Annotated in this window: 13 protein-coding genes and 1 pseudogene; 5 read left to right on the top strand and 9 right to left on the bottom strand. The window is 64.1% G+C overall.

Annotated features, from left to right (window positions below; all coding sequences use genetic code 11):
* Window positions 1–21: 21 nt before the first annotated feature.
* Window positions 22–624 (bottom strand): TasA family protein, encoded by a 603-nt coding sequence (locus tag ASG77_RS10585; RefSeq protein ID WP_056344886.1) that lies wholly within the window; start codon window positions 622–624, stop codon window positions 22–24.
* A gap of 355 nt (window positions 625–979) precedes the next feature.
* Between ASG77_RS10585 and ASG77_RS10580 the strand changes: the two genes are divergently transcribed.
* Window positions 980–2,452, top strand: coding sequence for an APC family permease (locus ASG77_RS10580; protein WP_056344883.1), 1,473 nt, complete (start codon window positions 980–982; stop codon window positions 2,450–2,452).
* Window positions 2,453–2,483: 31 nt separating this feature from the next.
* Here the strand turns inward: ASG77_RS10580 and ASG77_RS10575 are convergent, their stop codons facing one another.
* From ASG77_RS10575 to ASG77_RS10545, 7 genes and pseudogenes are all read right to left on the bottom strand, one after another.
* The gene (locus ASG77_RS10575) at window positions 2,484–3,929 is read right to left on the bottom strand and encodes a TrkH family potassium uptake protein (protein ID WP_082575942.1); all 1,446 of its coding nucleotides are present in this window, start codon (window positions 3,927–3,929) and stop codon (window positions 2,484–2,486) included.
* 11 nt (window positions 3,930–3,940) lie between these two features.
* Entirely contained in the window at window positions 3,941–5,923 is a 1,983-nt protein-coding gene (locus ASG77_RS10570; protein ID WP_056344880.1) for an APC family permease, read from the bottom strand.
* Window positions 5,924–6,092: 169 nt separating this feature from the next.
* Window positions 6,093–7,243: pseudogene (locus ASG77_RS10565) on the bottom strand (alpha-amylase family glycosyl hydrolase); the annotation flags it as partial.
* Between the two features lie 160 nt (window positions 7,244–7,403).
* Complete coding sequence (locus ASG77_RS10560; RefSeq protein WP_056344873.1) at window positions 7,404–9,089, bottom strand: glycoside hydrolase family 13 protein; 1,686 nt, start codon at window positions 9,087–9,089, stop codon at window positions 7,404–7,406.
* A 15-nt stretch (window positions 9,090–9,104) separates the two neighbouring features.
* Window positions 9,105–10,004 carry a carbohydrate ABC transporter permease gene (locus tag ASG77_RS10555; protein WP_082575941.1) on the bottom strand — a complete coding sequence of 300 codons (900 nt, stop codon included), beginning with the start codon at window positions 10,002–10,004 and terminating at the stop codon, window positions 9,105–9,107.
* Window positions 10,001–10,951 (bottom strand): carbohydrate ABC transporter permease, encoded by a 951-nt coding sequence (locus tag ASG77_RS10550; RefSeq protein WP_235564444.1) that lies wholly within the window; start codon window positions 10,949–10,951, stop codon window positions 10,001–10,003. Before ASG77_RS10550 ends, ASG77_RS10555 begins: the two co-directional genes overlap by 4 nt.
* Window positions 10,952–10,957: 6 nt before the next feature.
* Window positions 10,958–12,328: an ABC transporter substrate-binding protein gene (locus tag ASG77_RS10545; RefSeq protein ID WP_235564443.1), complete on the bottom strand. Its 1,371-nt coding sequence runs from the start codon at window positions 12,326–12,328 to the stop codon at window positions 10,958–10,960.
* 249 nt (window positions 12,329–12,577) lie between these two features.
* Here ASG77_RS10545 and ASG77_RS10540 point away from each other — a divergent pair, with 249 nt between their 5' ends.
* Entirely contained in the window at window positions 12,578–13,600 is a 1,023-nt protein-coding gene (locus ASG77_RS10540) for a LacI family DNA-binding transcriptional regulator (RefSeq protein ID WP_056344865.1), read from the top strand.
* Window positions 13,601–13,863: 263 nt separating this feature from the next.
* Here ASG77_RS10540 and ASG77_RS10535 read toward each other — a convergent pair whose 3' ends face one another.
* Window positions 13,864–14,772 (bottom strand): phosphatase PAP2 family protein, encoded by a 909-nt coding sequence (locus ASG77_RS10535; RefSeq protein WP_056344863.1) that lies wholly within the window; start codon window positions 14,770–14,772, stop codon window positions 13,864–13,866.
* A gap of 145 nt (window positions 14,773–14,917) precedes the next feature.
* Here ASG77_RS10535 and ASG77_RS10530 point away from each other — a divergent pair, with 145 nt between their 5' ends.
* The 3 genes from ASG77_RS10530 to ASG77_RS10520 are packed head-to-tail and all read left to right on the top strand — an operon-like array spanning window position 14,918 to window position 18,191.
* Window positions 14,918–16,339: an extracellular solute-binding protein gene (locus tag ASG77_RS10530; protein ID WP_056344860.1), complete on the top strand. Its 1,422-nt coding sequence runs from the start codon at window positions 14,918–14,920 to the stop codon at window positions 16,337–16,339.
* A complete protein-coding gene (locus ASG77_RS10525) occupies window positions 16,336–17,301 on the top strand; it encodes a carbohydrate ABC transporter permease (protein WP_056344857.1) in 966 nt (321 codons plus the stop codon). The genes ASG77_RS10530 and ASG77_RS10525 overlap by 4 nt, the downstream gene beginning before the upstream one ends.
* 8 nt (window positions 17,302–17,309) lie before the next feature.
* On the top strand, window positions 17,310–18,191 hold the full coding sequence (locus ASG77_RS10520) for a carbohydrate ABC transporter permease (RefSeq protein WP_056344854.1): 882 nt from the start codon (window positions 17,310–17,312) through the stop codon (window positions 18,189–18,191).
* Window positions 18,192–18,214: the final 23 nt, after the last annotated feature.

The following is an 18,214-nucleotide window of genomic DNA, read 5'->3' as shown; positions in this document are numbered from 1 at the left end:
CCGAATGCTCAGGACTGACGGCTACTTGACTTGGCCAGTGCGCTGTGTCGCGTCGAACGTGAAACCGATGGTGCTGGTCAGGCCTTGGAAGGTGTCGTCTGCCGTAGAAGGCAGGGAGGTAGTGATCTTGAGCTTGTCCTCAGCGCCAGCCGTAATGGATGACAGGCCGGTGAGTGCCGTGCCCGAGCCGATGATCGCGCTCTTAGCCAAAATGGTGGACTTGATCCCTGAGCACGTGTCTTCCGCGGCAGCCACGACTGTCCAGGCGACGGTGCAGGACTCGATGGTCAACTGCAGGCCGTCAATTGTCTCGGTGGTGAGCTTTGAGGCGACGGTGGGCGCTGTGGTGAGCGTCACGGTGTTCAGGTTGGAGTTGCCAGTGTTCTTCAGTGTGGCGAACTTTTCGACGGAGTCACTGGGCAGCAGGCCGGTGATGGCGACACTCAGGGTCCCCGGATCGGTCAGGTCGATATCGACGGTGCCGGCAGTGACCTGCTCATCGACCTGTGTTGTGGTTCCCGTGAACCCGCCGTAGGTGCCCATGCCTGCGACTGCGGCGGCGGTGCCCACGAGTGCGACGGAAGCCAGAATCTTGCCGGAAGTGGTTTTCATGCTGATGCCCATGAGAAGAGTCCTTTTCGACGTCGCCCACCCCAGGTGGGCCAGCCGCCCCCCAGCGGGCCGACTGTGAATGCCAGGCTCACGTGGGCTGGCAAGAACCACTTTTCCCGACGAGACGCAACTTACACCTGCGTAATTCCTCAAGATTCTGTCAAGGTTTCTTGACGTTTGCGCAGGTCAAACGCTTGTTCCATCAATTTGTTGGACTAAAGGTTGGGCTAAACACGGAGGTCCTCGGCCGCTCAACCGGATCCATGACCGCCCCGCCGCTCACCCAACAGGACCCGTTGCCAAAGTGGCGCGAAAGGGATCACCCTGAAGTAGGCCACGTTGATGGATGAGTGTGGAGGTCAGGGCGATGAGCACCACTTCAGATGACCTGTTTCCGGCCAAACCGGAGGCGGAGACACATGAGCTGAAGCGGGTCCTTGGCCCCAAGCTCCTCCTGCTGTTCATCGTTGGCGATATCCTCGGCGCCGGCGTGTACGCAGTCACCGGAACCATGGCCGGGACGGTGGGCGGCATCGTCTGGCTGCCGTTCCTGCTGGCGTTCGTCGTCGCGACGCTGACCGCGTTCTCCTACCTCGAGCTCGTCACACAGTACCCCCATGCGGCAGGGGCGGCGCTCTATACCCACAAGGCGTTCGGCATCCACTTCGTCACGTTCCTGGTGGCATTCGCCGTGGTCTGCTCCGGCATCACCAGCGCCTCCACCTCCGCGAACGTCCTCGCCCAGAACTTCTTCGGCGGCCTGAGGATCAACGGCTGGATGGAGATGCCCGCCCAGGGCGTGATCACCGCCGTGGCCATGGGCTTCATGGTCCTGCTGGCCGCGATCAACCTGCGCGGGGTGGGGGAGAGTGTGAAGTTCAATGTGGTCCTCACACTGGTGGAGGTAATTGCACTGTCCATCGTGATCGGCGTCGGCTTCTACGTGATGACGCAGGGCACCGGGAACGTGGGCGAAATCTTCGTTTTCAACGATTACCAGGACAAGGGCCTGTTCCTGGCCGTCACCGCTGCTACGTCCATCGCCTTCTTTGCCATGGTGGGCTTTGAGGATTCGGTGAACATGGTGGAGGAGACCAAGGACCCCGAGAAGATTTTCCCGCGGACCATGCTGACCGGCCTGGGCATCGCCGTGCTCCTCTACATGCTGGTGGCTGTCTCCGTGGTCAGCGTGCTGCCGCCCACCGAGCTGGAAAACATCAGGGAGGCTGAAGGCGCCGCGCTGCTCGAAGTGGTGCACAAGGGCTCCCCGGACTTCCCCATCGACAGGGTCTTCCCGTTCCTCGCCGTCTTCGCCGTTGCCAACACCGCGCTGATCAACATGCTGATGGCGAGCCGGTTGATCTACGGCATGGCACGCCAGAACGTCCTGCCGCCTGCCCTGGGGAAGGTCCTGCCGGGCCGCCGCACCCCGTGGGCCGGCATCCTGTTCTCCACCGTCCTCGCGCTGGGACTGATCTGGTACGTCACCAGCGACCCCAAGAGCAACATCGTGGCCAACCTCTCCGGCACCACGGCGTTCCTGCTGCTGTGCGTCTTCACCGTAGTGAACGTGGCCTGCCTGGTCCTCCGCCGTAAGCGGGACCCCAACCGCAAGGTGTTCTTCACCTCGCCCGGGCAGCTGCCGCTGCTCGCCGCCCTGCTGTGTGCCTTCCTCGCCGGGCCGTGGGTGGGCCGCAACGTCATCCAGTACCAGATCGCCGGGGGACTGATGGCGATTGGAGTGGTGCTCTGGTTTATCACCTGGCTGGTCAACAGGCGGACGAACAGGGCGGAAGGCGAGCCGGTAGGGACCGAGAACATCGGCAAGGATGACGCCTAGGCGGGTCTAATGGTGCCCGACGGCGGCGGTGCTAGCCGATGATGGGGCGTTCCTCCGGCAGGCTGTAAAGGCGGGGCCGGGAGGACAAAGCCAGCGCGGACGCGACCGTCACTGTGCCGATTCTGCCGAGGAACATGAGGGCCATAAGCACCCATTCAGCCGACGGCGGGAGGTTGTAGGTGATGCCGGTGCTCATCCCGACGGTGGCGAACGCGGAGATGGATTCGAACAGTACCTTCTCCAGGCTGTAATCGGTCACCATCAGCAGCGCCAGCGTGCCGGCCACCACCGCGGCCACCCCGAGCAGCGCGACGGACAGGGCCTGGCGCTGGGACGAGGCGCTGATGGAACGGTGGGCAATGGTCACCTCGTCGCGGCCGCGGATCTCGTTCCAGATGGAGAAACCGAGTACCAGGAACGTTGTGATCTTGATGCCGCCTGCGGTGCCGGCGCTGCCGCCGCCGATAAACATCAGGATGTTGGTGACCATGAGGGTCTCCGGTGCGGCCGCGCCGTAGTCGATGCTGTTGAAGCCGGCAGTGCGGGGGAAGACGCTTCCGGCCAGGGAGCCCAGCAGCTTTCCGGTCAGGGACAGGCCGCCGAGTGTTTCGTCCCTGTTCCATTCGAAGGCGGCGAAAAGCGTGATGCCAAGAACGAGCAGCAGCACAGTGCCGTAGATGGTCAGGCGCAGGTGGACGCTCCAGTTGCGGACTTTGACGTTCCCGCGGAGCAGCTGGATGATGACCGGGAACCCGAGGCCGCCGGCGATGATCGCCAGGCAGATGGGGACGATGATCCACGGGTCCTCCGCGAAGCCGATGAGGTTGTCGCTGTAGAGCGCGAACCCGGCGTTGTTGAACGACGAGACGGCGTGGAACACACCGTGCCACAGCGCCGTGCCGGGGTTCTGGTCGTAGGCCAGCCAGAAGCGTCCGGTCAGCACCACGGCGGTGGCTGCTTCGATGCCCACCATGAGCCGGGCCACGCGGAGCAGCACGGCACTGACGTCGCCCAGGTTGAGCGTGTGCGTTTCGGATTGCGCCACGAGCTGGCCGCGGAGGCCGATGCTTTTCCGGACCAGCAGGGCCAGGAGCGTCGCCAGCGTCATGATGCCGAACCCGCCCACCTGGATCAGTCCCAGGATCACGGTCTGCCCGAACGGCGTCCAGTAGGTAGCCGTGTCGACGGTGATCAGCCCCGTGACGCAGACCGCCGAAACGGAAGTGAACAGCGCGGCCATCAGCGGATCGGACGAAGGCTCGCTGCCGGTCCGGGCCAGCGGCAGCATCAGCAGCGATGCTCCCAGGATGATGACGGCCAGGAACGCCAGGGGGACCGAGCGGACCGGGTGCGAGAGGGCCCGCCGGATGGCGCTCTCTTTGCGGGCCCTGGCCGTTTTCGCTGCCTTGCCTGCCTTGCCGGTCCATCGCCCCGGGCCTGGACCCTTCACCCCGGCGGTGTCGCCCCGTGCGGTCATCGGACTGCCCGTCAGCCCACGTGGATGCCGGGGCGGCGGACAGGATCCGGTTCGTTTTCCCTGATGATTTCGCGGACCACGGGGGCGGTGTCGCCCCGTCCCAGCAGCAGGTAGCGCATGAGGTGCGCCAGGGGGTTGCCTTCAGCCCATTCGAAGTACGCGTGCGGCCTGACACCGGTGGCGTCGCGGAGGGCCAGCAGGATGGCGGCGATGGCGTTGGGTGCGGCCGGGCTTTCGGCGCGGAGCACGCGGTGTCCGTCCACTTCGATGCCGCGCACTTCGAGGACGTCGCTGAATCCGGAGGGGTCGGTGACCTCGATTTCAAGGAAGATCACATCGGCGGTTCCGGGCACGGGGTTGTTCGCCCGCTGCTCGGCTTCCTTCTCACGGTATTCCGCGGCGTCGCGGTCCTGCGGACGGTTCGCGATCAGGTTGATCCGCCCGTCAAAATCGAGCGTGTCGGTGATGAAACGGCGGGCTTCGTCGTCGAACTCGATCTTGTGGACCCGGAGTTCGGTGGTGCGGCTGACCCGGGAGACGAGTGAGACCACAATGATGCCCAGGATAAAGAAGCCGGATATTGCGATGCCGTCCGGCTTGGCGATGACGTTGGCCCCCAGCGCGTAGAGCAGGATCAGGGTCAGGATGGTGAAGCCGACGGCGGCGCGCCGCCTCTTGCTGCGGGCGGCGGAGATGCTGACCGCAACGGCGCCCGAGACCATCATGGCCAGGATGCCGGTGGCGTACGCGCCGGCCTGGGCATTGACGTCGGCATTGAAACCGATGGTGATCAGGATGCTGATGACGGTGTACACCAGCACCACCGGGCGCACTGCGCGGGACCAGTCCGGAGCCATGCCGTAGGACGGCAGGTAGCGGGGAACTATGTTGATCAGCCCTGCCATGGCGGAGGCGCCGGCGAACCACAGGATCAGGATGCTGCTGACGTCGTAGACGGAACCGAAGCCGTTGCCGAGCAGCTCGTGGGCCAGGTAAGCGAGGGCGCGGCCGTTGGCCTCGCCGCCTGCCTGGAAGGCTTCGGCGGGAATCAGCACCGTCGTCACGAAACTGCTGCCCAGGAGGTACACGCTCATGATCAGGGCGGCCGCGGTAAGCAGTTTCCGGGTGTTGCGGACGCGGGCGGCCAGGCGTTCCTCGGCGGTGGCGCCCTTCGCCGCGACCAAAGGCATCATGCTGACGCCGGTCTCGAAACCGGACAGGCCCAGGACCAGCAGCGGGAAGGCAAGCAGGGCGGGTCCGGCGATATCGCCGAAGCCGGTCCCGGAGGAGGTGAGCGCCGCGGTCCAGTCAGCCATGGCACCCGGCTGGGTGACGGCGTCGTACAGTCCCACTCCGATGATGACGGCGTTCAGCACAAGGAAGATGGCGACGAGGGGAATGGCGACGGCCACCGCTTCGGAGAAGCCGAGCAGGAACACCCCGCCGAGAATAAGCAGGAGCACCACGGTGATGGCGACTGCCTGGCCGTCCAGGAAGGGCGGCAAATAGGGGTTCTCCAGCATGTGGACGGTGGCGTCGGCGGCGGAGAGGGTGATGGTGATGATCCAGGAGGTGGCGACGAAGCCGAGCAGGATCAGCACAAAAATCTTGCCGCGCCAGAACGGCAGGAGCTTTTCCAGCATGGCCACCGATCCCTGTCCATGCGGGCTTTCGTGGGCCACCCGACGGTACATCGGCAGCATGCCCAGCAGGGTGAGGCCGACAATCAGCAGGGTGGCCAGCGGGGAGAGCGCCCCGGCGGCGAGGGCGGCGATGCCGGGCAGGTAGGAGAGGGTGGAAAAGTAGTCCACCCCGGTGAGGCACATGACCTTCCACCAGCTCTGGGTGGGTGCGTGGTCCTCAGCCGTTTCCGGGCCCACCGGCTGGTGGACCGTGTGTTCGAGCAGCCACCGGGTGAGCCGGTTTCCGGGTCCGCCGTCGCGTTCGGGGTTGGGAACGCTGGCGGGAATGGAAAAGCGGGTGGGTGCAGTCAACGGGTTACTTTCTTTACCCCGCGCAGGCGGGATTGGGGTGAATAACCAACGGAGCGTAGCACCGGGCCGAGGGCCCTCTGCGTGAAAACGCGGGATCTTAACGCATCCTTAACGCCTGCGAACGTCCTGAGGCGTTTGCGCGAAATTCGCGAACACGACGACAGCCGTGCGCCTCGAGCCCGGCGAGCGACGCAGTCGTGCCCGAGATCCGGCAGTCGCCCGTGCGCGGGTTGTCCTGGAAGGGAACTCCGCGCGCGAAGCTGCCGGGGAACCGGTTGACGAAAAAGGCGTTCAGGAACCTGCGGTGGTCGTGCCCGTTGATGCTCAGCTCCGCGGCGTCCTCGTCGGAGAACGTCCAGCCGATGTCGTCATGGCTCCGCACGTACTTAACCCATGCGGTTCCCTCGGGGATGTCGTGCCGTCGTTCGAGGGCCTGGGCGAGCAGGGAGACATTCCGGGTGGCGAGCGAGTTCCAGATCAATGCCATCTGCAGCGGGTTGTAGCTGAGCTGGCACTCACCCCGGTCGATGTACCGCACCACCTCGTCCGGGTGCACGATCGCCTCCGACTTAAACAACAGCGACGGCGCGGAGATCCGGCATACCGCGTTGAAGGCCTGCAGCAGGAGATGGGCCTCGGGCAGGCTCTCGCACGCCGTGCCCGGCTGGTTCCAGATGAAGGCAACGGCGTCCATGCGGACGATGTCGACGCCCTGGTTCGCGAGATATAGCATCTCGCCGGCCATGGCCCTGATCACTCTCGGGTTTCTGTAGTTGAGATCCCACTGGAAGGAGTGGAAGGTGGCCCAGATCCACCGGCCATCGTCGAACTGCACGAAGGAGCCCGGGTGGTCGTCGGGGAAGATCTCCCGAACGGTCCGCTCGTAGGCGTCCGGCATGTCGCGGTCGGGGTAAATCCAGTAGAAGTCCTGAAACTCGGGATCGCCCACAACGGCTGGTATGAGGTGCAGGTAGGTCAGGCCGAGTTCCCGGAAGTAGGGAATACGTTTTCGGAGCCCGGCGAGGTTCCCTGCGTACAGGTCTACGTAGCAAACTCCGCCGAGCATGCGGTTGGACTGGAACCAGTCCGGTGCCATGGCGCGGGAGGCATCGATGGCTTTGAGGTCCGCGTGTGGCGGTCCAGCCAGGACGCTGCGGCGTCCAGCACCACCTGCAGGAGTTCGCCATCCGCCTCGGGCCCGTAATTGCGGTGAAACAGCGACTGCAGGCGGGGGAATTCTGTGGCGAAGCGCGTCTCGAAGGCTTGCCAGTCGAGGTCCGATGTCGCTTTTCGGCGAGTGGACCGGAGCGCTGCCCGGATGTCGTTGTCGGGCAGCGTTGGTGGATTGCGGGGCACGGTATTTCTGGTGATGGGTAGGGGCTCGTGACAGGTTCATCATGTCAGGCCTGCCCGCACTGCGGGCAGGCGTGCGGTTCTACGCTGTCCTTCGCAGTTGACATCGGGGCTCGTCCTATTCCTGTCAGAGGGTTTCGCTTGCACTGTCGAGAGACAGCCAAACCGTTGACTCGGGAGCGAGGTACAGGCCGTCGACCGGGCCGCTGCTGAGGATGATTCGAGAACCACCGAAGTCTTCGAAAGGGACGGGGTAGGGAGCGAAATTGACGACACACACGAACCGGGGGCTCCGCGTGAAGACGAGAAGTTCCGGCGCGCTGTTCTGCCATTCGAACTCGCCGCTTCGTAGTGCAGAGAGGTCCCGACGGTGCTGCAATGCCAGTTTGTAGAAGCTGAGCATGCTGTCCGGGTTGTTCTCCTGGGCTTGCACCGACCGATCAGCCCAGTCGGCGGGTTGCTGGAGCCAGGCGTGGCTTGAGCCGAAACCGAATGAGGGACCGCTCTTCGTCCAGGGAAGGGGGACACGGCACCCATCCCGTCCTTTCAAGGTCCCACCGGAACGGTGCCAAACAGGGTCCTGCAGGGTCTCTCGTGGCAGCTCCGATACTTCCCGCAGGCCCAGTTCCTCGCCCTGATAGAGGTAGGCGGATCCTGGGAGGGCGAGCATCATCAGTGTCGCGGCGCTGGCCCTGCGCTGTCCGCAGTCCTGATCGATGACGGGGTGCAACCCACCGCTGAGGAGCCACCCATCGGCGGACACCCCTGCGGGCAGGGCGAGTCGTGAGGCGTGCCGGGGCACGTCATGGCTGGACAGAACCCAGGTGTTGCCACCGGCGTGTCCGGCGATGGACTGTTGGCCGGTGAGGGATGTGTCGATGGTGTCCCGGTAGGAGTTCCTGGACCATGAGGATTTCAGCAGGGAGAAGTCGAAGACCTGGCCCAGCTCGTCAGGTCGGGCGTAGAGGAACGTTCTGGAATTCGCTGGTGACCATGTTTCTGCCACGGCCATCAGGGGCGGGTCGTATTCGTTGAACACTTTGCGCCAGGAGCGGTACACCTCGTGCACCCCGTCCCGGTCATAGAGCGGATCGGATCCGTCCAGCGGCAGGGCACCGTCGAGATTGGGTTGGTCACGTAACGGCCCGCTGAGGTCTTTTACGAGCGAGTGCGCGACGTCGACGCGGAAGCCGTCGATGCCGCGGTCACCCCAGAACCGCAGGACTGACAGGAAGTACTCACGGACCTCCTCGTTACCCCAGTTCAGGTCCGGTTGGGCTTTGTCGAACAGGTGGCAGTACCACTGTTCGTCCCCGACCTGTTCCCAGGCGCTGCCGCCGAAGTGGGATTGCCAGTCCGTGGGCGGGCGCTCACCCGTGCCGTCCCTGAAGATGTAGCGATCTCGTTCGGCGCTGCCTGGCAGGGAGGCTAGAGCTTCCCTGAACCATGGGTGTTCATTGGAGGTGTGGTTGGGGACGATGTCGATGATGACTTTGAGGCCGCGCCGGTGTGCGCTTTTCACGAGGACCTCGAAGTCGTCGAGTGTCCCGAGTCGTGGGTCTACATCGCAGTAGTCCGAGACGTCGTATCCGCCGTCCGCGAGGGGAGATGGATAGAACGGAGACATCCAGATGGCGTCCACGCCCAGGTCCTGCAGGTAGTCGAGCTTTGAGGTGACGCCGGGCAAGTCGCCCAGGCCGTCTCCGTTGGCGTCGGCGAAGCTACGTGGATAGATCTGGTAGACCACCGCGTCTTTCCACCAGTCCGTTTTTGCCTCGTGTGTGCTGTGGTGTTCAAGAAGCATCTCGGTCATTTCTTTCGTTAGCCCTTATCCCTTTACTGCGCCCTGGAGGAGGGCGGCACTGAACTGCTTCTGAAGGAGCAGGAAAACGATGATGGTGGGTGCCATGAGCAGGAGCGCCCCGGCGTTGAGCAGGACGATGTCGGTGCTGTATTTGGACTGGAAGGCCTGCAGCGCACCTGCCATGGTTCGCTTGTTCGGGTCGTTGACCAGAACCAAGGCCAGCAGGAACGTGTTCCAGGTGGAGAGGAACATCAGCAGACCGAGCGACGAGATGGCGGGCCTGGCCAAGGGAAGGTGGATGTGCAGGAAGGACTTCCAGGCACTGGCACCGTCGATGCTCGACGCTTCAGTGAGTTCCGCCGGTGTGGTGACGAAGTGCGCGTTCATCCAGAACACCGCGAAGGGCATGTTCAACCCGATTAGTGGGAGGATCAGGCCCAGCTGGCTGTCCAGCAGTCCCAGCTCACGGACCTGCTGATACAGCGGCACGATCGTGATCTCGTAGGGCAGGGTAAGAGTCAGCAGGAGAAGAAGGAAGAAGATCTTGCCCAGCGGTATCCGCAGGATCGCGATCGCGTAGGCGGCCATGGTGGAGATCAACAGGGAGATGGGCACCACGCCGAGGACGATAAGGATGCTCGATTGGAGCAACACGGTGATGTTCGCGACGTTCCAGGCATCGATGAAGTTGTGCCATTGAGGATCCGCCGGCCAGCTGAGGCCCTGCGGGATACTTCCCTGTGGGGCCAACGCCGCGGTGAGCATGCTGATGAGAGGAACGATGGAGAAGATCGCGGCCGCCACGATGAGCAGGATGCCAGGGAGCTTGCCGCGTAGCTTCGAGGATGTTGCCCGATTGGTGCGCGGGGAGTTCGAGGACGCGCGGCCTGCGGTCCTTGTTCCGGAGTTGTGTGTGACTGTCATGATTCACGTTCCTGGAAGAGTCGCTGCAATGGCACGATGATCGCGACGATGAGGATGGCCAGGACGACGGCCAGGGCGCAGGCTGCGCCGAGCCGGGCGTCGTTGAAGGCCAGGAGGTAGACCTGCACGCCGGGGACCATGGTGGTTCCGCCGGGGCCGCCTTGGGTTGCCAGATAGACGACGTCGAAGCTGGCGAGTGCGCTGATGATGGTGACTGTGACGCAGACGCCTAGTTCGCGGCGCAGTCCCGGGACGGTGACGTTGAGGAATTGCTGGACCGCGTTGGCTCCGTCGAGGCGGGCCGCCTCGTATAGGGCCGTGTCGATCTTCCCGATTCCGGAGATCAGCAACAGGGTGCACAGGCCGGTGGAGAGCCACGTGCCGATGAAGCCGACAGCGCTGAGAGCGAAATCGAAATCACCCAGCCATGCACGCGTCAGGCTTTCAAGCCCGACGGCGCGCAGGACCTGGTTGATGACGCCGTTGCTGGAATACATCCAGGTCCAGGCCACGGCTGCCGCGGCGCCGGGAATGATCTGGGGCAGGAACAGCAGAGTCCTGGCCAGCGCACCGGAGAAGCGTCCCTCCATGGTGCGCATGGTTGCCGCTGCCACAAGTCCGAAGAGGACGGGGATCACCGTGAAGAAGAGGATCAGGTAGAACGCATTGATCAGGGGCCGCAGCAGTTCCGGTTGCGTGAAGACGTCGATGTAGTTCTGGAACCCGACGAAGGTCGAGGCTCCGATGCCGTTCCACTCGTAGAAGGAGTACTGGACGGACTGCAGGATCGCCCGGAGGTTGAAGAATCCGTAGAACGCGAGGGCGGGGAGGGCGAAGAGCCATCCTGCCCACCGGCGGGGCCGGAAGATAGCCCTGCCCGGACGACGGCGCGGCCGTCCGGGCTGGGCCGTCTGGGCCGCGCCATCAATGCCGATATTGGCGCTCACCGCAGGCTACTTGTCTCGAGAAGCGACGTATGTTGCTTCCAGTGCATCAACCATCGAGTTGGCGTCCGTTCGGCCAGCCAACAGCGACTGCAGCTGCTCAGTCATTTTGGTGTTGACCTCAGGTGTGGCATTGTTCAGCCAATTATCGAACCCGTTGTCCGCCGCGATCGTGGCGTACCCGGCCTGGATCTGTTCGTCGATGCTCTGATCGAGAGTGACCCCGGCACCAGTCTTGGCGTTCAGGGCTGAGGGATAACCGGCTTTAGCCGCGACCGCTGCAGCTTCGGATGTGGACATGAAATCAAGAAACAGGGCAGCTGCCTCCTTGTTCTTTGACCGGGAAGCGATCGACATGGCGAGCTGGTTGTTGGTCATGCTGACCTGCGGGCTGCTGTCGTCCTTCGCGGGGAAGGGGAAGATGCCGTACTTGCCGTCGAAGGATTTCGGCAGGGACTGGGTGACCCAGGTGCCGGAGACGAGGAAAAGGCCTCGGCCTGCGGCGAACTGGCCGTAGGACGCGTCCTGGTTGATGGCGTTGGCATCGGCGTTGAAGTAGCCGTCGTCCGCCCACTTCTCCAGCACCGCCGTCGCTTCCTTCGCCTCAGGAGTGTCCAGGGTTGCGCCCGGCGTCCGCCAGACGACGTTGAGCAGGTCCTGCGGTCCCATGTAGGTTCCCAGGAGCAGATTGAACAGGTGCCCGGTCAGGCCGTCAGCGTTGGATGCCACGATCGGCGTGATGCCTGCATCCTTTGCTGACTTCAAGGCCGCCTCGAACCCCGCAACGGTGGTGGGGATCTTATCCAGACCGATCCGTTCTGCAACCTCACGGTTATAGAACACTCCGACGAGCGGGCCTGACGCTCCGCCGCCTTGGTACAGGGGACCTGAGCCAATGCCCCCTTCGGATACACGTCCGGCAGCCAAAGCGGAGGAAGGAATCTCTTTCTCCCACGCGAATTTGGATGCGCAGGCATCCAGGTTGGTGACCAGTCCGTCTTTGACAGCTCCGATGAGGTCGTTCGGGATGGCGAGGTCGGGGGGATTATCGGAGGCGAGCAGGCGGGGGAGGACCGTGTTGTAGTTGTTGTCCGCTTCAGTCTGCAGTTTCACCTTGATCTTGGGGTACTGCTTCATGAAGGCATCTGAGAGGGACTGGGCGTACTCGGCCGTGCCCGCTGCAGTGAAGAAGGTCAGGCTGGCATCGGAGTCTGCGGCGGCCTGTGTGTCGCAGGTGAAGTCCTTAGGTGTCGCTTCCGACGGGGCGGCCCCGGGGCCGCTGCACGCGCTCAAAGCGAAGGTTCCAGCGATTGCCAGGGTCAGAATGCGCCCGGCAGGGTGACGCCAAGGGTTCTGAGTGGCGGAGTTGGTTTTCAGCATCATTGCTCCTGGTAACGGTATGAGGATTCGGATGGCTCTTCCTGATCCATACGAACTGATGGTCAGGCCAAGGCTGCCGGGTCAAGCAACGAACAACCGGAAGCGCTTCCGAATACAATGATGGCAGACCTTTTACTGTGACGCAAGCAACAGGCGCAAGAGCCGCTGCAGGCCTGCCAACTGGGAACTTTCGCCCAGCGGGTTGTGAAAACTAGGGACGGAAGGGCTTCCATCTAGTAGTTTGTAAGCATGAACTCCCCACGACCGCAGATGACGCTTGCCGATATCGCCCGGCTTGCCGGCGTCGGATCTGCGACAGCCTCTCGAGCCCTAAACAACGACAAGGGCGTATCCACTCAGACACGTCAACGGGTACTGGATATCGCCGCCCAGTACGCCTACGTGGTATCCCCGGAAGCTGTCCGGCTAGCCAAGGGAAACCTGGGCAGGGTTGCCGTTGTCGCACCTCACTTTTCACGCTGGTTCTTCGGTGAGATCGTTGAGGGCATCGAGGCAGTGTTGCGTGAGGCTGGGATAGATGTCCTGCTCTACTTCGTCGGCAGCCTCGAGGACCGAAGATCATTTTTTGACAAGCTCCCGGCCCGCCGGAAAGTCGACGCAGTAATTGTTGTCGGATTCCCAGTCGAAAAAGCCGAACGGGCACGCCTTGAACTCCTCAACGTGCACATCGTCGCAGCCGGCGGGCAGCACGCGGTCTATCCCAACGTGTGCATCGACGACTACCGTGCTGGCCGACAAGCCATGGACCATCTCCTCTTCCTCGGCCATCAGCGGATAGGGATGATCGAAGCAGTCGACCTCGACCAGCCCACAGAACCATCCGGTCGATCATCGGCATACAGGGATGCGCTGCGCGAGTCGAAACTTCCCATTGAGCCTGAACTCGTCGTTTCCGCGCCCTGGGGTGGCGAGCAAGGGGCGGAAGCGATGGACGCCCTGCTCAGTTTAAAGACACCACCAACAGCGGTATATGCCCACTCCGACGAAGTAGCAGTGGGCGCCATGCGAAGCATCAGGCGCGCGGGCCTCCGGATTCCGGAGGACATTTCGATCGTCGGTATCGACGATCACCCCATCGCTTCACTCATGGACCTCACCACCGTCAGGCAGCCGGTACGCAGCCAAGGCGAGCTCGCGGCACAAATGGTACTCACACTCCTCGAGGGAAAGCCCCTCCCCGAACGCGAGATCACCGTCTCCACGCAACTGACCATGCGTTCGACAACAGCTCCACCCCGCCAAAACCGCTGACAAGTCTGTTCGTAGGCACCCACTCGGCCCGTCGCCGTACGAGCAGAAATTCCCCCATCACGGCTGAAACTCAAGGCGTGCTGGTTGTCTGCCACCCTTGCACTGTAGTTCGGCGGCGCTGGGCATGGTCGTTATGAGCGGCTATACCTGTGCTGAACCGGCACTGTCGGAGTCCCTGAGTGCATCGACGCTCCCAAGGGTGGATTACGCGGCGGGTTTGACGATCGGTGGCCGGGCCGGGCCGGGCCCGGACAGCGGCGCGGTCAGCGCCTAGGTGCGTCCCGCCGTCGTGCGGCATATGCGAACAGCGACGTGGTGGCTACGGTGGCCAGGTACCCGGCGATCACGATGAGCGAGATCCCGGCCATGAAGTAGTTGGTGGTGCTGTCATCCTGGAGCGGCCCCGGGGCGATCTTGGCCAGCGAATACACGGCCACCCCCGCGGAAGCCAGCCCGATCACCGCCGGCAGAGTGAGCCAGATCTTTGCCGAGCCCACGTGCCTGTCGAAGCCGTCCCACACGTTCCACGCGGCCCCGTTCCGGATGATCAGCCAGCCGGCGGGGATCATAAACGCGCCCACGAGGAGGAAGGCTGCGACGACGTCGGCCGGGCGGTGCCACTGGTTGATCAGGGTGGAAACCCCAGAGGCGATGGCGAACGTGCCGCCCACAAAACCGGCAAGCGGACGCCACCGCGGCGAGGCCATCAGGAACACCGCCGCCGCAGCCGACGCGGCCAGCGTGGTGTGACCGGACGGCAGCGAGTTCAGCTCCAGCGTCATCACACCCTTGTCCGGGCGCGCGGGCAGCACTTCCTTCAGGACCTGTGTGGCGATATTCGCGCCGATGCACGCGGTGACTGCGATCCCGGCGGCCGACCACCGCCGTCGGATCACCGTGACAAACAGGACCACGACGGCGGCCACCACCAGCGAGATGGTGGGCAGCCAGTCGAGGAACCCGGTGGCTGCCTTGCCCGCGGGCCCGTGGATGTCCACGGCTTCAACCAGCGCGGATTCATCGATGAACTGGCCCGTGGTGGTCTGGACGAAGTAGTAGTACGTGGCGATCAGACCCACAATGCAGGCGAGCCAGGCGAACGCGAACATAAAGCCGGAGCCCGGGGAGGGGCGGGCCGGTGTCCGCGGCGGTGCCTGGCGAGGAATGGTCATCGGTTAAGGGTGTCACAGAAAAGTGGGAGGACTCGCACGGTTGCCTCGTGGCCCGGGCGAGGTGCCAAGCCCGCCGAATGTGACACTTGACACGTGTTAGGTCGGCGCCATAAGCTACCTCACACGTGTTAGGAAGGAAATTGATATGACCGGTGCCGAAACTGGCCGTCTGCGTGAAATCACACGCCGGACCGCCCTGGGTGCCCTGGGAGCAGGAATTGTGGGAGCAACGGTGGCATCGTGGCCCCGGCTCTCCGGAACCGATATTCCCGGGCGGGGCGACAACAGCCTCAGCATTGCCATCATGGGGACCGCCGCCGATGCCGCCGCGCGCCAGCGCGCCATCGACGCGTTCACCCGCCTCCACCCGGACATCCGGGTCAAGGTCCAGGCCATCCAGGCCGTGGACTGGAAAGACTTCTTCACCAAGATCCTCACCATGGTGGCCGCCGGCACCCCGCCGGACGTGGTCTACGTTGCCACCGAGGGCGCGCAGCTCTTCGCGGACAAGCTGGCCCACCCGCTGGACGAATACCTGCGCCGCGACGCCGCGGACATGGCCGAGTTCTTCGACGACGTCCACCCCAGCCTGGTGGAGGCCTTTATGTACAAGGGCAGCCTCTTCCAGCTCCCCATGGACTGGAACGCCGCCAACATGTACTACAACACCACCGCCTTCGCGCAGGCAGGGCTGGAACGCCCGGCGGACGACTGGACCCACGTGGACTTCCGCAACAGCCTCGGGGCGATGCGCAAGGTCCGGCCGTCGGACTTCACCCCGTACTACTGGACCAACCGGCTCTTCGGCGGCGTGGTGCCCTGGCTCTACGCCAACGACACCAGCTTCCTGAAGGAGACCCGGTCCACCGGCGGGGACTGGCTCTGGGACTCCTTCTACGCCAACGATCCCTCCCGCAACCTTCGCTCCGGCGGTTACCAGTGGCTGGAACCCAACGCCGATGACCCGCGCGTGTTCGAGACGTTCGACTACCTGCGCGGCCTGGTCAAGGACGGCCTCGGCGTGCGCCCGGAAGAAGGTGGCGGCAGTTCGCTGGTGGGGCTCTTCGCCTCCAACCGGATCGGCACCACCCCGGCCGGCGGCTACTGGGTCCAGGGCCTGCACGAGGCCGGCATGAAGGAGAACGACTACGACGTCGCATTCTTCCCCAAGTGGCGGAGCCAACGGCACCAGTTCGGCACGGCCGGCTACGCCATCATGAAAACCGCCAAGGACAAGGACGCCGCCTGGGAATGGATCAAGTTCAGTGCCAGCCGCGAGGCCATGGAGCTGATTTTCCCCAACCCGGGCACCACCCCGGCCCGCCGCTCCATGGTCAACGAGGCCCTGTACGCAGGGAAAGGCCCGGCGCACTGGAAGGTCTTCTACGACACGCTGGACAAGTACCCCACCACCGGCCCCATCCCGGCGCCGCCCCAGCAGGCCGCCGTCGAAACGGCCCTGATGAAGAACGTTTCGCTGGCCGTCAGCGGCGATGAGCGCCAGCTCAAGCAGGCCCTCGAGTCCATGCAGCGCGATCTTGAGCTGGCCCTGAGGAGGCAGTCATGAGCACCACCACCCCTCGCCGGAACCGGCCGAAGCAGGCCGCCAAGGCCCCCAAACCCGCCACGACCGCCACCGCGCACACCGCGTCCGGCCGGCACAGCCAGCGCTGGCTCGCCTGGATCTTCCTTGCCCCCACCATCCTGGGCATGGGCCTGTTCACCCTGGTGCCCATCGCGGCGTCGGTGGTCCTGGCGTTCTTCCGCTGGGACATCATCTCCGCCCCGACGTTCGTGGGCTTCGACAACTTCGCCGAGGTGGTCCAGGACCCCACGGTCCGGGTGTCCTTCCTGAACACCATCGCGTTTGTAGTGGTGGCGGTTGCCCTCCAGCTCGGCCTGGCCCTGGCGCTTGCCGTGATGGTGCAGGAGAAGATGCCGGCCTGGCTGCGGACCTTCTTCCGCTCGGCGTTCTTCTTCCCGCTGATCCTGTCCGCCGCCTCGGTGTCCATCTTTATGCGGTACCTCTTCAACGAGCAGTTCGGCGTGGTCAACTGGTTCCTGTCCCTCGCCGGCATCCCCGCTGTGCCGTGGCTGACCACCCCCGGAGGGTCCGCCGCCGTCGTCATCCTGGTTTATGTCTGGCAGAACTTCGGGTTCTCCTTCCTGCTGTTCATCGGCGGGCTGGCGTCGATCCCCGTGGAAACCTATGAGGCCGCCTCGCTGGACGGCGCCACCGGCTGGCGCAAACACATCTACGTCACCCTGCCGCTGCTTAGCCCCACCACCCTGCTGGCGTCCGTGATGGCCATCATCAGCGCGCTCCAGGTGTTCGACCAGCCGTACGTCCTGACCCGCGGCGGGCCCGGGGACTCCACCCGCACCGCCGTGATGGTGATCTTCGAATCCGCGTTCCAGCGGCTGGAATTCGGTGAGGCCTCGGCCATCGGCGTGATCCTGACCCTGATCATCATGGCCATCACCGCCGCGCAGTTCCGGCTCAGCAAACGATTCGTCTTCTACCAGTAAGGCCAGCCATGACTACCACTACAGAGCGTGTCTCCACCCGCACCCCTGCGGTGCCTGCCCGGTCCCGGCGGAAGCCGAACTGGAACCTGGTCCTCCGCATTGTCCTGTTGATGATCGCGGCCGTCCTGACCCTGGGCCCGGTGATGTGGACCCTGTCCACCTCGCTGCGGTCGCCGGCGGAATCGTTCAAGCTGCCGCCGTCGTTCTTCCCCTGGAATCCGGACTTCACGTCCTACGCGCAGGTCTTCCGGCAGCTGGACATCGTCCTCCTGGTGCTGAACAGCGCCCTGGTCACCGGGCTCATCGCCGCCGGACAGATGGTCACCGCCGCGATGGCCGGCTACGCCTTTGCCAACCTGAAGTTCCGCGGCCGCGGGGCCCTGTTCTCCGTCGTGCTGGCAACCATGATGGTGCCGGTGCAGGTGACCATCGTGCCCGTGTTTATGCTGATCCGCGGCATGGGCCTTTCGGACACCCTGCTGGCGCTGATCCTGCCGGCCATCCCGACGGCGTTCGGCACCTTCCTGATGCGGCAGTACTTCATGGGGCTGCCCACCGACCTCGCGGAGGCGGCGTCGATCGACGGCGCCTCACCCTGGCGGACCTTCCGTTCGGTCTACGCACCTCTGGCTGTTCCGGGGATGGCGATCGTGGGCATCCTCGCCTTCAATTTCCACTGGAACGAGTTTTTCCGGCCGCTCATCATGACCATCTCGGAACAGAACTTCACCCTGCCGCTGGGCCTCGTCTCCCTGCAGGGCAACCTGGGCACCGGCAGCATCTCAGTGGTGCTGGCCGGCGTGGTCCTGTCCATGATCCCGGCCCTGGTGGTCTTCATCTTCGGCCAGCGTGCGCTGCAGGACGGCCTCACCGCCGGCAGCGGCAAATAAACCCCTATTTCTGAGAGGCTTAC

This window comes from Arthrobacter sp. Soil762, assembly GCF_001428335.1.
Taxonomy (GTDB): Bacteria; Actinomycetota; Actinomycetes; order Actinomycetales; family Micrococcaceae; genus Arthrobacter.
Note: the sequence above shows the minus strand (reverse complement) of the source record. Positions and strands in the feature narration are given on the sequence as shown.